Source organism: Nostoc cycadae WK-1 (genome assembly GCF_002897135.1).
Taxonomy (GTDB): domain Bacteria; phylum Cyanobacteriota; class Cyanobacteriia; order Cyanobacteriales; family Nostocaceae; genus Nostoc_B.
The window spans coordinates 1-14,348 of the sequence record NZ_DF978455.1; the positions used below are offsets into that span (position 1 = coordinate 1).

Consider the following 14,348-nt stretch of genomic DNA (forward strand, 5'->3'; position numbering starts at 1 on the left):
CCTGAGCCAGGATCAAACTCTCCGTTTTGTTGTGTTTCGAGTTTGTTATCTAGAAAAACTTGCTTTCCAGATTCCTTGCTATAATTTTTGAGTTTTTGGGATACCCCAAAACCAATTTACTTGACGAGGATTGGTTTATCTTTTAAGCTTTCAAAGTATTATTTTTTCTCGGTTCAGTCGTCTTGGCTCTTGCCTTGACACTTATCTAGATTAACAACTGATTATAGGATCGTCAAGGGTTTGGCAAAATTTTTTTCTAAGCATTTCTGGAAAGGAAAATAAACTTAAAGAAAAGCACATAAATGAGCTTAAGTTGAGAATTATCGAAATATTGCCCATTTAAAGATATTTTTTACTTTAATTATTGAGAAATTTCCTGAATTTACATCTTAAAGTACCACCAATTCACTGTGAACTTGTTTGTCTAATTTTGTTGGAGACTACAAAAATTTTCAAATTACTTACGAGGCTGTCCTTGATAAGTTGATTCCAAAATATGGGCAATCGCACTGTAAGAAACAAATTGTAATAGTTTTAGTTTTCCAGAAGACGACCATATAGTGTCTGGCGCGTCTTGGTGTTTTATTCTAAATCTGTAGAACCTTCTCAAATACAGATCATGAAAAAGCTGATCAATCAGCCAGAAGATTTTGTAAAAGAAAGTATCGCTGGTATGGCGATCGCCCATTCAGATTTAATCAAAGTCAACTATGACCCTACCTTTGTCTACCGAGCCAGTTCACCAATCCGGGGTAAAGTGGCAATTATTTCAGGTGGAGGTAGTGGACACGAACCGATGCACGCTGGGTTTGTGGGTCAGGGAATGTTAGATGCAGCTTGTCCAGGGGAGGTGTTCACGTCACCGACCCCCGACCAGATGCTGGCTGCGGCGCAACAGGTAGATGGTGGTGTTGGCATCCTTTATATTGTCAAAAACTATAGTGGCGATGTGATGAACTTTGAAATGGCAACGGAGTTAGCCCGAAGTGAAGGCATCCGTGTGCTAAATATTTTGATTGATGATGATGTGGCAGTGAAGGATAGCCTCTATACTCAAGGTCGTCGTGGTGTGGGAACAACGGTATTAGCGGAAAAAATTTGTGGTGCTGCGGCGGAACAAGGTTATGATTTGCAGAAAATAGCCGATTTGTGTCGTCGGGTAAATCTAAATGGTCGGAGTATGGGGATTGCCTTAACATCTTGTACCGTACCGGCTAAAGGTACACCAACGTTTATATTGACTGAACGCGAAATAGAAATGGGTATTGGGATTCACGGTGAACCAGGTAGGCAAAGGATTTTATTAAAATCAGCAGATGAAATTGCTGAGATATTAACCCAAACCATCATTGATGATGTTGGCTATAGTCGTATTGTGCGGGAGTGGGATGAAAACCAAGGTGAATGGGTTGATATGGAATTAATCGATCCGCCTTTACAAGCTGGCGATCGCTTGTTGGCTTTTGTTAATAGTATGGGTGGTACACCTATCTCGGAACTTTATCTGATTTATCGCAAACTGGCAGAAATCTGCGAAAAACAAGGAATGCCCATTGTCCGCAACTTAATAGGCTCTTATATTACGTCTTTAGAAATGCAGGGTTGCTCAATTACATTGCTCAAGTTGGATGATGAACTGATCCGGTTGTGGGATGCACCAGTACACACGCCAAGTCTGCGATGGGGTATTTGATATGGTCACTCAAGCCCAGATTCTCCAATGGTTAAAAATCTTTGAATCTGAGATAGAACAAAATAAAGAATATTTAACTAACTTAGATGCAGCGATCGGTGATGCTGACCACGGTATTAATATGAGTCGTGGTTTTAAAAAGGTGATGAGTCAGTTACCAACAGTAACTCATCAAGATATTGGCAGTATTTTGAAAACTGTTAGTATGACACTGATTTCTAGTGTTGGTGGTGCTAGTGGCCCTTTATACGGCACCCTGTTTTTGAAAGCAAGTTCTGTAGCGGCGGGTAAGCAAGAACTAACTACACAAGAGTTACTAGAATTACTACAAGCTGGGTTAGATGGAGTGTTACAACGTGGTAAGGCTCAATTAGAAGATAAAACAATGGTTGATGTTCTGTCTCCGGCTGTAGTGGCTTTTAGGCAAGCTATTGAGGAAGGCAAAGACTCTTTAGCTGCAATGCAACAAGCTGTAGCAATATCAGAACAAGCGTTAGAAAATACCAAACCGATGCTGGCGAAGAAAGGACGTGCTAGTTATTTGGGAGAACGAAGTATTGGACATCAAGATCCAGGTGCAACTTCGTCTTATTTAATGTTGAGGAGTTTATTGAAAAGTATTAAAGATAGTGAGTAAGGAAAGATTTCCCAATGAAGTCTGAAGGATACAATTTCACACTTCAGACTTCGCACTTCAGACTTTAGCCAAATACTCGGTGTTGCAAAGAAGGCATTTGACGACGAACTTGTTCTAAACGCGAGGGGTTAATTTCTGCGATCGCAATTCCGGGTTTTTCGCCAGCATCAGCTAAAATGACACCCCAAGGATCAATAATCACGGCGTGGCCGTGGGTTTGGCGACGGGCGTAGTTTGTGCCAGTTTGGGCGGGTGCAATTACGTAACAAGTATTTTCAATTGCTCTGGCCTGTAATAATACCTGCCAGTGGTCTTTGCCTGTAAAAGCGGTAAAAGCCGCGGGAATAAACATCACATCGGCTCCTTTATTAGACAGATGCCGATATAATTCTGGAAAGCGCACATCATAACAAACAGAAAGACCAATACCGCCCAGTTCTTCCGAAAAATATACTGAAGGTAATTGTGTACCAGCTACTACAGTGCTAGATTCACGATAAGTATTGCCGTCAGGAACATTGACATCAAATAAATGTACTTTTTGGTAACGGGCAATTTCTAGACCACTCAGATCAATCAGTGTGGAAGTATTATAAACTTTGCCTGTACCCTCTACCAAAACTGGAAAGCTGCCGCCTAAAATAGTGACTTGGAAACGTTGAGCCATTTTTTTAAGAAATTGCTCTGTTTCGCGGGTGATACTTTTTACTTGGGCGAGTTTATCTTTCTCTTCACCCATAAAAGAAAAGTTTTCTGGTAGCCCAACTAATTCAGCACCTCGACGCACAGCAAGCTCAATTAATTCTTCAGCCTGTGCCAAATTTTTGTATAAATCTGGCACACTTGTCATTTGAATAGCGGCGGCTAAATAAGATTTCATAGATTTAACAACAAAAAGTAGATGTGTGCAGGACAGATACTCAAATATATCGTTACTTAAAGAACTTCGGAACTTGAGCCGCAGTGAGTAAATATTGCTTTTCTTTAAGGAGCTTGCTATCTCTAATGTTTCACTCTAGCCAGTGTCACCGGATTTTAACACTCCGGCAGCTTTTAACCTACTAAAGTTTTACACACCTAAGTTGTATTCAACAGGGGAGTGAGATTAAATTAAATCTGGAATAGCTAATTATGCTGAGTACATTAATAATTACTAATTTCACCCCCAAGGCGATCGCGACAATTAACCTACTATTATGCTTTTTAAGGCGACGATCACTACAAAATTTTCTTCGTATCTCAATCCCAACTGAATCAGGTAAGATTATTCGCATATTTTCCGAATATCCTTCAACATAAGAAATAAGTGCAGATGGTCAGTCTGACTAGGTTCAAAATCAAAGTTTTCATACTATTGGCTTCTGGCTCTTCAAATAGGCTTGGGATATCTCTTGTCAACAAAATTAAAAATAGCTAATCGCTAGGTTTTAAAATTACCAGCAATTAGCTATTAATGATAGTTAACAATTGACTTGTTCCTAAGTCAGTGCTTCTGCACCACCGACTACCTCTAAAAGTTCCTGAGTAATAGCGGCTTGTCGGGCTTTGTTGTAAGACAGCGATAGGTTTTTAATTAGTTCACCAGCGTTATCACTGGCGTTACTCATAGCTGTCATCCGTGCTGCTAGTTCGCTGGCAGCAGATTCTTGTAATGCTCGTAGTAATTGATTGCTCAAATACAGAGGTAGCAAGGAATCCAGAATTTGTACTGGGTCTTGCTCAAAAATCATGTCGCGGGCTAGAGGTTGGACTTGAGCCGTTACTTTTTGCCGTTCAACTTCAAATTGACCGCCACGAGTTGTCAGACGGAAAATTTCATCATCTGCTGCTTCTAAACCTTGGGTATCAAGAGGTAGCAAAGTTTGAACGACAGGACGAGAACTAACTAGAGAGACGAAACGAGTGTAGATTAATTCGATGCGGTCTACTTTTTCCGAGAGGAATAAAGACAGCAACTCTTCAGCAATTTTATTTGCTTCGTCGGCAGTAGGAATTTGCTCTAAGCCGCTGTAGGTAGCATCAATGGGCTGTTCACGGCGTTGGAAGTATTGGGTAGCTTTACGACCAACCAATACAAATGTGTAGTCTATACCTTCTGTCTTAAGTTCCTTAGCACGGTTTTCAGCACGACGAATGACGTTGGTGTTATACCCACCGCACAAACCTCGGTCGCCAGAAATTACTAACAAACCGACTGATTTAACTTCGCGTTTTCTTAGCAGAGGTAGGTTTGCGTCTTCAAACCGCAGACGGGTTTGCAAACCATATAATACTTGCGCTAGTCTGTCAGCGAAGGGACGAGTAGCTAATACTTGTTCTTGCGCCCGACGTACTCTCGCCGCCGCTACTAGCCGCATGGCTTCTGTAATTTTTTTGGTATTTTTGACCGACTGAATGCGATCGCGTATTGCTTTGAGGTTAGGCATATTTTTGTCCTTTGTCCTTAGTCATTGGTCATTTGTCCTTGGTCATTAGTCATTGATTTTTTACTAATGACTAATGACTAATGACTCTTGACTAATTACGCTGTTGCTTTGAAGGTCTTTTTGTAGTCGTCTAAAGCAGCCTTCAATGCGGCTTCTTCATCATCAGCGAGTACTTTTTTGCTTTGTACTGCACTGTAATAAGGAGACTTACCTGTCTTCAGGTATTCACGGAAACCTTTGGTGAAAGTGGTTACTTTATCTACAGCGATATCATCTAAGTAACCGTTAATTCCAGCGTAAAGAATTGCTACTTGTTCAGCAACAGATAGAGGCTCGTTTTGGGATTGCTTCAAAAGTTCCCGCAAGCGTTGACCACGTGCCAATTGGTCTTGGGTAGCTTTATCTAAGTCAGAAGCAAATTGCGCGAAAGCTTGGAGGTCGTCAAACTGTGCTAGTTCGAGCTTAATCTTACCAGCAACTTTTTTCATTGCTTTGGTTTGTGCCGCAGAACCTACACGGGATACAGAGATACCTGGGTTTACAGCGGGACGAACACCAGCGTTGAACAAGTCAGAAGATAAGAAGATCTGACCGTCGGTGATGGAAATTACGTTTGTAGGAATGTAGGCGGAAACGTCACCTGCTTGGGTTTCGATGATGGGTAGAGCAGTCATACTGCCTTTACCTAACTCATCGCTGAGTTTAGCAGCTCTTTCCAACAAGCGAGAGTGGATGTAGAATACGTCTCCAGGGTAAGCTTCCCGTCCGGGTGGACGACGTAGCAGCAAGGACATTTGGCGATAAGCTTGTGCTTGCTTGGATAAGTCGTCGTAAATTACTAGAGTAGCTTTGCCTTTGTACATAAAGTACTCAGCAATGGTAGCTCCGGTGTAAGGAGCCAAGAATTGTAGGGTAGCGGGGTCACTGGCGTTAGCTGCAACAACTACGGTGTAGTCCATTGCGCCTTTTTCTTGTAGGGTTTGAACTACGTTAGCTACAGTAGAAGCTTTTTGACCAATGGCTACGTAAACGCAAACTACATCTTCACCTTTTTGGTTAATAATGGTGTCAATGGCGATCGCAGTTTTACCTGTCTGACGGTCTCCAATAATCAATTCGCGCTGACCCCGACCGATAGGAATCATGGAATCGATAGCTGTAATCCCGGTTTGCATAGGTTCGTGTACAGAACGGCGTGCAATGATACCGGGTGCAGGAGATTCAATCAAACGGCTTTCTGTAGATTTGATGTCGCCTTTTCCATCTATGGGACGACCCAAAGCATCAACAACGCGTCCAATTAATGCTTCACCAACACCAATTTGGGCAATTCTCCCAGTGGCTCTGACAGAACTACCTTCTTGAATGCTGTTACCTGTCCCCATGAGTACCGCACCCACGTTGTCTTCTTCCAAGTTTTGGGCGATACCAATGGTGCCATCTTCAAATTCCAAAAGTTCCCCAGCCATAGCCTTTTCTAGGCCATAAATCCGGGCAATACCGTCACCGACTTGCAGAACGGTACCAACGTTAGCAACTTTGACTTCTTGGTCGTATTGCTCAATTTGCTGTTGAATAATGCTGCTAATTTCGTCAGGTCTAATTGATATGCTCATGGTGTATATTTTTCTTTTGCAACACGGAAGAATTTGTTAGTACAGTGCTGAGTGCTGATTGCTGAGTGCTGAGTAATAAATTCTCCTCCTGCCCTCTGCCTTCTGCCTCCTGCCTTCATTTTCTAGCCATTGGTTAGGCGCAAGGACAAGCGTCGTAGTTGACCACGTAAACTAGCGTCGATTACCTGTGAGCCAACTTTGATAATTACACCACCAATCAATTCACTATCTACTCTCGTTTCTAGTTCTACTTGACGAGCATTGGTGATGGTAATGACTTTTTGTTTAATCGCTTCTTCTTGCTCTGATGACAGAGGAATAGCCGAACTTACTTCAGCTAACACAGTTTGATTCAGCTGCCGCAGCAATGCTAGATACTGCTTTAAAATCTGGTCTAAGAAGAAAATGCGTCGTTTATCTACTAGCAGTAGCAAAAAGTTGCGTAAGTAAGGATTACCGCCTTCACCTAAGACTTGAGTGATTACCGCTTTTTTGCTTTCAGAGGCAACAAAGGGATTGTCGATCAAGTTCCGCAGTTGTTGAGAATTTTGCAACAAGTCTAGTAAGGAACGAGCATCATTACCGAACTCTTCTGTCAGATTTTTTGACTGAGCTACTGACATCAACGCCTGTGCATAAGGCTGGGCGATTTCGGCTGTTTCGATATTACTTTTCATTACCGTCCTCCCACCTGAGCGATGCTACGGTCAATTAGTGCCTGTTGAACATCGTCAGCAACACCTGATCGCAGTTGTGCTTCGACTTTTTGTAATGCCAAAGCGGCTACTCGCTGCCGCAATTCGGTAAGCGCTCGCTCTCTTTCGGTGTTTAAATCAGCCGCTGCTGTTTGTTTCAAGCGCTCTACGTCTTGCACTGCTTTATCTAACAGGGCTTGTTTAGCTGCCTGAGCGCTTTCTTCGGCTGCTTGGCGGATACGTTGTGCCTCAGCTTGAGCTTGGGTCAACTGTCCTTGTGCTTGAGAAAGAGCAGTTTGTGCTTCCTGCAAGCGTCCTTCTGCTTCCTGAATGGCAGTTTCGATATTGGATCTGCGCTCGTTCAGGATATTGCTTAAAACTTTACGTCCAAAGTAGAATAATATGCCAATCAGAATCAATAGGTTTATCAGATTGGTTTCTAAAATGTCTAGGTTTAGACCGAAACCACCTTCTGCTGCGCCTTCTGCCAATTCAGAGTGAACAGCTTGAGCTTCTGCGGCAAGTAATAAGAAAGTGCCCATGATACCCATCTACAAGTGCGCTGCTCGCTTGCTAATCAGTTTTGTGTTCCCGGAGGAAAAAAGTGACTACGAATTTTAGATTTTAAATTTTAGATTTTTTGGTTTATGCTCTAGCAAAATTTTAGATTTGTGATTTCTAGATTGGGTAATTGATCAATCGTCAATCCAAAATCCAAAATTGGCTCAGTTATTCCAAAACACGTTCGCAGATTTGCTAACGCTACGCTATCGGCAATCCAAAATCTAAAATTGGCTGACACTTCATTAAGCGCTCTGGGACAAATGCCCAGTTGCGCGGATGCTTTCATTAGGCCAATAATCTTTTAGCTTATCTAGCTAGACTAGGCCCTAATAGTTTTTCTAGAATCTGCCTACCAAGAGCATCAACTTGTTGTTCTAAAGAACGCATAGCTTCCTGCTTTTGTTGCTCTATTTCTATAGCAGCTTTTTCTCGTTGAGCTTGAGCTTCTTGTTGTGCCTCAGCAATTTTCTGGGCAGTAATTTTCTTAGCTTCAGCCTGGGCGGTTTCTACAGCAATTTGCGATTGCCTGCGAGCTTCTGCTAGTTGCTGTTCATATTCTTGAGCTAGGCGTTCAGCTTTAGCTAGACGTTCCTTGGCATCAAGAGTATTGGTGCGGATGTAATTATCGCGCTCGTCCAGTACTTTTGTCAGTGGCTTATAGAAAATTACATTCAACAAGGCTGCCAACAGCAGGAACTGCAATGCCATAAAGGGCAAAGTAGCATCGAAATCAAACATTTCTCTCCTCTTTGGCTGGAGTAGCAGTTTTCATGGCTAGGAACGTTATCCAACCTTTCGTAATTTTAGAGACCCATAGCCACAAGGGTCAGGCGACATTAAAACCACTTAATACCCAAAGTATTTCAGATGTAGAGGCGTGATAGTTCACGTCTCTACAATCAAAACTTTGAGTTCTTATGCGAAGGGGTTAGCAAACAACAGTACTAGGGCGATTACCAGACCGTAGATAGTCAAGGATTCCATGAACGCCAAGGTTAACAGCAGAGTACCGCGAATTTTGCCTTCTGCTTCTGGCTGACGAGCAATACCTTCTACTGCTTGACCAGCAGCGTTACCTTGTCCAATACCAGGGCCGATCGCAGCCAAACCAATTGCTAGAGCAGCAGCCAGAACTGAAGCAGCAGAAACTAATGGATCCATGTTGATTTTCCTTGCTTTAATTACAGAACTAACAAAAGTAAATTAACTAGTCAAAGACGTGTTTTTTCACGCTGCACCGAGTTCTCGCAAATCGCGCTTTGCGACGTTTTGAGCATTGACGCTCGTCGGAACTGTGCTAACAACTGAGGGCGTTAATGCTCCTCATGCTCTTCGCCGCCGTGTCCTTCCATCGCCTCATGAATGTATGCCCCTGCTAGGGTAGCAAACACTAGGGCTTGAATGGCACTGGTAAATAAACCCAAGGCCATTACAGGTAGAGGTACAAATAAAGGCACGAGCAGCACTAGCACCGCTACTACCAATTCATCCGCCAAGATGTTACCGAAAAGACGGAAGCTTAGGGAGAGGGGCTTAGTGAAATCTTCGAGAATGGCGATCGGCAACAATACGGGTGTTGGCTCTATGTATTTCTTGAAGTAGCCCAAACCACGTTTGCTGAAACCTGCGTAAAAATAAGCGAGGGAAGTCAGCAGTGCCAATGCTACCGTCGTATTGATGTCGTTGGTGGGAGCCGCTAATTCACCAGATGGCAGCTTGATTAGCTTCCAAGGGATTAACGCACCTGACCAGTTCGATACGAAGATAAACAAGAATAATGTACCAATAAATGGTACCCAAGGGCGGTACTCTTTCTCACCAAGTTGGTTTTTTGCTAGATCACGAATAAATTCCAGGGCGTATTCCATCAAGTTCTGGATACCACTGGGAACTTTTTGTATGTTGCGAGTAGCAGCGATGGAAGCCACTACTAGAATGCTAATCACAAACCATGAGGTGAGAAAAACTTGCCCATGAATTTTCAGATTGCCTAATTGCCAGTAGAAATGTTGACCTACTTCTAATTCGGCGAGGGGAAAAGAATTAAAGGCGTTTAAGACACTAAGCATTTGCATTCTTCAAGCATTTTCCCCAACAAGCGAGGATGGGTGTATTGTCTTTGTGAGTCTGATTTTTTAAGAATCAGAAATGAACGCAGTTTGCACCGTATAGACGAAGAGCGTGGCTTTGTATGTGAGAAATCCCAAAAATATGGGCAGTACATGTAGATCGTGCCATTGAGTTGCTAGTACAATCAACCCAACAAATAGAGCAAAACGATTTTTGCTCAAACGATTTTTTTCAGCGCCGAGTTGCTCAACGTCTTTAGCCAGCATCTTTAAGTAAACCACACCTGTACACGCCCCAATTAAATAATTCAGGGCAGTGTTTAAGGAATAAAAAATCCACACAGAGATAAATATAATCCCCGTCAAAACAAGTGTGATTACCAACAACTTCTGATAGAGTTGATGAAACTCCTGCATGGAAGTGTTTACTGATTCTGTTTCCTCAAAACCAGATGGGGCATCTTGTTGTGTTGTCGGAGTGGGTGCAATTGGTTCTTCTGACAAGCTCACGGGACTTGAAACTAGTACAGCTAACTATTATGACTGCACATTCAGTCAGCTGAATCATATCACGATCCGGTAACAATACTTTAGAAAAAAACAATTAACTTCTTGTCTTTTAGCTAAAAGCAACACAAACAAACTCTCTACACACGCACAGAGTAAATTGAGGAACTAGGCAAGGTGAGGATGTCATGCGATCGCCTAAAAAATTCCTACTTGATGTATAGTCGCTTTTTCCTCAGATAATTAAGTGACCTCCAGAAGCGTTGTGTAATCACCTATTGAATGTTTCGGAAAAGCTGGTGTTTAGAAAATTAGTTGGCGCTTGAAGAGCGTAGACGCAGAACGTCTTGTCGTTAGACATCACACCAAAGCTGAATCTAGCTAAACTCCAGCCTGTTGAATTTGTACTACCCACTGAAAAGGGCATTGCTGTGTACATTCTTAATTTACATTAGATTGGCCAAAATTGCTTGGCTCATTCTGCTTCACCGATTAGTGTAAATGCTGCCCAATTAACTGGGAGAGAATTTTCTTTAATTCTGCCTAGCATAGCTTGGCGGAGTGCTTGGGCTTTATCTGGATTCTTTTGCAACTGTTGGTAAAACTCAGTCATGAGTAGCTGGGTTTCTTCGTCGGGAATTCGCCACAGGGAAACTAAGACACTAGGAACACCAGCAGAAATTATCGAACGAGATAGCCCAATGACACCATCGCCTGTGATGCGTCCCCGTCCAGTTTGGCAAGCACTGATGACAAATAATTCGGCTTGTAGTCGCAAATCTAGGATTTCTTCAGCAGTTAGTAAACCGTTACCCGTTTCAGCTTGATTTTTTTGGGTTGGGTTTGGTGCTAATGCAATCCAACTTCCTAAACCGCGAATATCATCCGCCCATCCGTGGGTTGCTAGGTGAATAATTCGGGCTTTTGGTAGCAGTTTTAAAATTTGGTTTTTGGTTGCATCTTTACCGATGATAGGTTTGGTATTTAATAGACGCGCAATTTCTTTTGCTTCGATTTCTGCACCGGGTAAAGCTTCTAATTGTTCTGGTTTGTCGCCAGGTTTGTAAACTACACGGGGCATGATGGGATTACCGACAACTAGGGCATTTTGATTAGATGTGTTTCGTGTTTGGATGTGTTGTTTATGGGTTAAATCTAATACTTGAATTGATGGTGCGGTGAGGATGGTATGTTTTTCAATCAGGTATTTATTGTCTGCATCTTTTAAGGCAGGAAAAGGTACAAAAAATAATGATTGTTGAGGGATAAAAATAACATGAGCGTTAGGGTCTTTGGGTAATTCTTGGGCGATTGGTTGGATGAGAATTTCATGGAGTTGCTGTAGAGGTTTTTTCCACTGAGCAATGTTAGTGCCAAGAATACTTTTAACTAAATTTGAGAGACTGGTATTTTGTTTTTGCCACAATGGTTTGAGGTCTTGGCGGTGAAATGTGACTTCCCCGTTGGGTTTGATTACCCAAATGTAGAGTTCTGATTCTTTAGATTGTTGTTTACCTTCTACTTTGAAGTCATCGTAAATAATTGAGTATTGCACCAAGGTAGAGTTTTGCTGTTTGGCAATTTGTTTCATCTCGCCTATTGTTGGTGCAGAGAGCGATTTCATCACGCTGTTATCTTTATTCAAGCGAGATGATAGTAATTCTACAAACGCTCTACCGCGACCGCGTTCGGATATTTCTAAAGCTGCATCAGTTTTATTTTGAGCGATGAGGACTTTTTGTAAAGTACGGTAAGTGCTTCTTTGCGTCTCGAAAATTGAGACTTTGTTGGTGTCATTTAATTTTTGATCTCGCAGAGATTCATAAACCTTAATTCCCTCATACAGCGTTTTCTCTGCTGCGTCGAGATTACCAAATTTGTAGAAAGCAAGTCCTAGATTATTTAAAGAATTTCCCTCACCAAGACGATCTTTAATTTCACGAGCGATCGCTAACACTTGCTGTAGATATTCTATGGCTTTGGGGTAGTCTCCTAGTGAAGAGTAAGCAAGACCCAGATTGCCTAGTGACTGTCCCTCACCGAGATGGTCTTTGATTTCACGAGAGATCGCTAAACTCTGCTGCTGGTACTCAATGGCTTTGGGGTAGTCTCCTAGATTACGGCAATACCCAGATTCCCCAGTGATTGTCCCTCACCGAGACGGTCTTTAATTTCACGGGCGATGGCTAATCTCTGCTGCTGGTATTCTATGGCTTTGGGGTAGTCTCCTAGTGAAGAGTAAGCAACACCGAGATTGCCTAGTGCATTACCCTCACCGAGACGGTCTTTAATTTCACGGGCAATGGCTAATCTCTGCTGCTGGTATTCTATGGCTTTGGGGGAGTCTCCTAGTGAATAGTAAGCATTACCGAGATTCCCCAGTGATTGTCCCTCACCGAGACGGTCTTTAATTTCACGGGCGATGGCTAAACTCTGCTGCTGGTACTCAATGGCTTTGGGGTAGTCTCCCAGTGAATAGTAAGCAACACCGAGATTGCCTAGTGCATTACATTCGCCTTGACGGTTGTTAATCTCTCGGTAAATAATTAGTGCTTCTTGCCAAGACTGTAATGCTGCTTTAAATTGACTGATTTGATACTGCTGAATACCTTGGTCTAACAGTCTATCTGCTTCTGTTTTCCGTGGGTCTGGGGTTTGTGCTGAAGCGGCTGAGTTGGGGTTGAGAAGAAAATCTAGTTTGGGTAAATCTAAGTTGATGCTAAGAATCGCAGTCAGCAAGGCGATGAGGGCATATTTACAGAGTTTGAGGTGCATCGCTGTAAGTCGTGACCAAGGTTGATGTTTATTTTAATACTCCAATAGATTGACAAAATTAGCATGAGATTAAAATTGTATTCCCTAAACCCGTGATATCAATTCGTAATTGAGAAGGTTTGATTTCTTCTGGCTTTCTCAGTTTTTATCTGTAGCTTTTATAAAAAACTTGTTTATGAGTATAAAAGACTCATTAATAAAGTTCCAATACTCATTCACGAATATCAAAGACTCGCTCACGAGAATCAAAAACTCATTAATGAAGTTCCAAGCCTCATTCACGAATATCAAAGACTCGCTCACGAGAATCAAAGACTCATTAATGAAGTTCCGAGCCTCATTCACGAGTATTCAAGACTCATTAATGAAGTTCCAAGACTCTTGAATGGAGTTCTAAGACTCATTCATTATGATGTCTGGTTGATGAATTATGATTCAATAGATTTGTATAAAAATCTGAAACTCTTTTCCCCCCTGCACCCCGCCCCTTGCCCCTCTGCTATCTAAATGTGGAGCAGCTTACCACTCGGTTCCACGGAAAGGATAGTTTCTGGGAATGATGTACTCTAGTCCTTGTAGTAGGAAACCAAAATCTACACGAGAGAAGGGATGAGTACCGATGTTTGCAAAGTATAAGCGACCATCGGGCTTGATGAGAAAAACAGCTGGTTCGCTAAATAAAGCGGGTTCACTTTCAAAATGTCCTTTGGTGAGATATAGTCCCCAACGGCGCATTTCATCGGGAGTCAGGCTGTACCCAATTGTGAGATTTTGGATATTGGCTTTGGCTTGGAATTGTTGAGCTTTTTCTAGGGAATCGCCGCTGAGGGCGATCGCTTCTACACCTAGTTGTTTAAAATCATCCAGTTTTTGCTCTAAATCGGTAATATATTGTTCGCAAATGGGACAGTGTAAACCTCGGTAAAACACAATCATCGTGTAGTTTTGAGGGGTTTGGTCAGCTAGTTTCCAAATTTTTCCGTCTAAAGTTTTGACTTCTAAAACAGGGGCTTGATTGCCCATAATTAGTTTAGGAGATGTCGTTGTTTCGGATTGAGTAATCATAATTTTGCCGCCGATTTTATATATGCGTTTTGTTGACTAAATCCGGGTATTAATTTACCTCACGCAGAGGCGCAAAGGCGCAAAGAGAAGAAGTAAATAATGTTTTTTTAATTTCCTTGTCTAGAGATATTGATCAAGGGAAGATTAAGTTAATTAAAATCGGCGGATTTTAGCAAGTTTTAATGAAATAAGGTAATAGAAAAATAATTCACCGCAGGATGAATCTATTTTGCGGAGATTATAAATTACAAAAAGCTCACAAAAATCACTACTATACAGCACTTTGCGCGACTAACTGGTA

At 42.1% G+C, this 14,348-nt stretch carries 14 protein-coding genes and 1 pseudogene; 2 read left to right on the forward strand and 13 right to left on the reverse strand.

Going from position 1 to position 14,348, the window contains the following annotated elements:
- Positions 1-619 precede the first annotated feature (619 nt).
- Positions 620-1,693 carry a dihydroxyacetone kinase subunit DhaK gene (gene dhaK, locus NCWK1_RS28315; protein ID WP_096585311.1) on the forward strand — a complete coding sequence of 358 codons (1,074 nt, stop codon included), beginning with the start codon at positions 620-622 and terminating at the stop codon, positions 1,691-1,693.
- Between the two features lies 1 nt (position 1,694).
- Positions 1,695-2,330, forward strand: coding sequence for a dihydroxyacetone kinase subunit DhaL (gene dhaL / locus NCWK1_RS28320; RefSeq protein ID WP_096580596.1), 636 nt, complete (start codon positions 1,695-1,697; stop codon positions 2,328-2,330).
- Positions 2,331-2,394: 64 nt separating this feature from the next.
- Here dhaL and NCWK1_RS28325 read toward each other — a convergent pair whose 3' ends face one another.
- The 13 genes and pseudogenes from NCWK1_RS28325 to NCWK1_RS28390 form a co-directional block, all read right to left on the reverse strand.
- Positions 2,395-3,210: a carbon-nitrogen hydrolase family protein gene (locus NCWK1_RS28325; RefSeq protein ID WP_103126987.1), complete on the reverse strand. Its 816-nt coding sequence runs from the start codon at positions 3,208-3,210 to the stop codon at positions 2,395-2,397.
- A gap of 598 nt (positions 3,211-3,808) precedes the next feature.
- The gene (locus NCWK1_RS28335) at positions 3,809-4,756 is read right to left on the reverse strand and encodes a F0F1 ATP synthase subunit gamma (RefSeq protein WP_096580592.1); all 948 of its coding nucleotides are present in this window, start codon (positions 4,754-4,756) and stop codon (positions 3,809-3,811) included.
- A gap of 95 nt (positions 4,757-4,851) precedes the next feature.
- Positions 4,852-6,372: a F0F1 ATP synthase subunit alpha gene (gene atpA / locus NCWK1_RS28340; protein ID WP_096580590.1), complete on the reverse strand. Its 1,521-nt coding sequence runs from the start codon at positions 6,370-6,372 to the stop codon at positions 4,852-4,854.
- Positions 6,373-6,494: 122 nt separating this feature from the next.
- Entirely contained in the window at positions 6,495-7,049 is a 555-nt protein-coding gene (atpH, locus tag NCWK1_RS28345; protein WP_096580588.1) for an ATP synthase F1 subunit delta, read from the reverse strand.
- The gene (locus tag NCWK1_RS28350) at positions 7,049-7,618 is read right to left on the reverse strand and encodes a F0F1 ATP synthase subunit B (protein ID WP_103126988.1); all 570 of its coding nucleotides are present in this window, start codon (positions 7,616-7,618) and stop codon (positions 7,049-7,051) included. Before NCWK1_RS28350 ends, atpH begins: the two co-directional genes overlap by 1 nt.
- Positions 7,619-7,937: 319 nt before the next feature.
- On the reverse strand, positions 7,938-8,369 hold the full coding sequence (locus NCWK1_RS28360; RefSeq protein WP_096580582.1) for a F0F1 ATP synthase subunit B': 432 nt from the start codon (positions 8,367-8,369) through the stop codon (positions 7,938-7,940).
- A 177-nt stretch (positions 8,370-8,546) separates the two neighbouring features.
- A complete protein-coding gene (gene atpE, locus NCWK1_RS28365; RefSeq protein ID WP_015112744.1) occupies positions 8,547-8,792 on the reverse strand; it encodes an ATP synthase F0 subunit C in 246 nt (81 codons plus the stop codon).
- A 152-nt stretch (positions 8,793-8,944) separates the two neighbouring features.
- Positions 8,945-9,706 (reverse strand): F0F1 ATP synthase subunit A, encoded by a 762-nt coding sequence (gene atpB / locus NCWK1_RS28370; RefSeq protein ID WP_015112743.1) that lies wholly within the window; start codon positions 9,704-9,706, stop codon positions 8,945-8,947.
- A 60-nt stretch (positions 9,707-9,766) separates the two neighbouring features.
- The gene (locus NCWK1_RS28375) at positions 9,767-10,210 is read right to left on the reverse strand and encodes an ATP synthase subunit I (RefSeq protein WP_103126989.1); all 444 of its coding nucleotides are present in this window, start codon (positions 10,208-10,210) and stop codon (positions 9,767-9,769) included.
- Positions 10,211-10,682: 472 nt separating this feature from the next.
- On the reverse strand, positions 10,683-12,164 hold the full coding sequence (locus tag NCWK1_RS30700; protein ID WP_340641216.1) for a CHAT domain-containing protein: 1,482 nt from the start codon (positions 12,162-12,164) through the stop codon (positions 10,683-10,685).
- Positions 12,165-12,179: 15 nt separating this feature from the next.
- A pseudogene (locus NCWK1_RS30705) lies at positions 12,180-12,353 on the reverse strand (tetratricopeptide repeat protein); the annotation flags it as partial.
- On the reverse strand, positions 12,320-12,982 hold the full coding sequence (locus NCWK1_RS30710; RefSeq protein ID WP_340641217.1) for a tetratricopeptide repeat protein: 663 nt from the start codon (positions 12,980-12,982) through the stop codon (positions 12,320-12,322). The gene NCWK1_RS30710 and the pseudogene NCWK1_RS30705, both read right to left, overlap by 34 nt.
- Before the next feature lie 519 nt (positions 12,983-13,501).
- Positions 13,502-14,047, reverse strand: a complete 546-nt coding sequence (locus NCWK1_RS28390) for a peroxiredoxin-like family protein (RefSeq protein ID WP_103126990.1) — start codon at positions 14,045-14,047, stop codon at positions 13,502-13,504.
- Between the last annotated feature and the right edge of the window lie 301 nt (positions 14,048-14,348).

Coding starts and splice junctions, on each gene's coding strand:
- dhaK (WP_096585311.1), top strand. CDS start 620: ATGAAAAAGCTGATCAATCAGCCAGAAGATTTTGTAAAAGAAAGTATC.
- dhaL (WP_096580596.1), top strand. CDS start 1,695: ATGGTCACTCAAGCCCAGATTCTCCAATGGTTAAAAATCTTTGAATCT.
- NCWK1_RS28325 (WP_103126987.1), bottom strand. CDS start 3,210: ATGAAATCTTATTTAGCCGCCGCTATTCAAATGACAAGTGTGCCAGAT.
- NCWK1_RS28335 (WP_096580592.1), bottom strand. CDS start 4,756: ATGCCTAACCTCAAAGCAATACGCGATCGCATTCAGTCGGTCAAAAAT.
- atpA (WP_096580590.1), bottom strand. CDS start 6,372: ATGAGCATATCAATTAGACCTGACGAAATTAGCAGCATTATTCAACAG.
- atpH (WP_096580588.1), bottom strand. CDS start 7,049: ATGAAAAGTAATATCGAAACAGCCGAAATCGCCCAGCCTTATGCACAG.
- NCWK1_RS28350 (WP_103126988.1), bottom strand. CDS start 7,618: ATGGGTATCATGGGCACTTTCTTATTACTTGCCGCAGAAGCTCAAGCT.
- NCWK1_RS28360 (WP_096580582.1), bottom strand. CDS start 8,369: ATGTTTGATTTCGATGCTACTTTGCCCTTTATGGCATTGCAGTTCCTG.
- atpE (WP_015112744.1), bottom strand. CDS start 8,792: ATGGATCCATTAGTTTCTGCTGCTTCAGTTCTGGCTGCTGCTCTAGCA.
- atpB (WP_015112743.1), bottom strand. CDS start 9,706: ATGCAAATGCTTAGTGTCTTAAACGCCTTTAATTCTTTTCCCCTCGCC.
- NCWK1_RS30710 (WP_340641217.1), bottom strand. CDS start 12,982: ATGCACCTCAAACTCTGTAAATATGCCCTCATCGCCTTGCTGACTGCG.
- NCWK1_RS28390 (WP_103126990.1), bottom strand. CDS start 14,047: ATGATTACTCAATCCGAAACAACGACATCTCCTAAACTAATTATGGGC.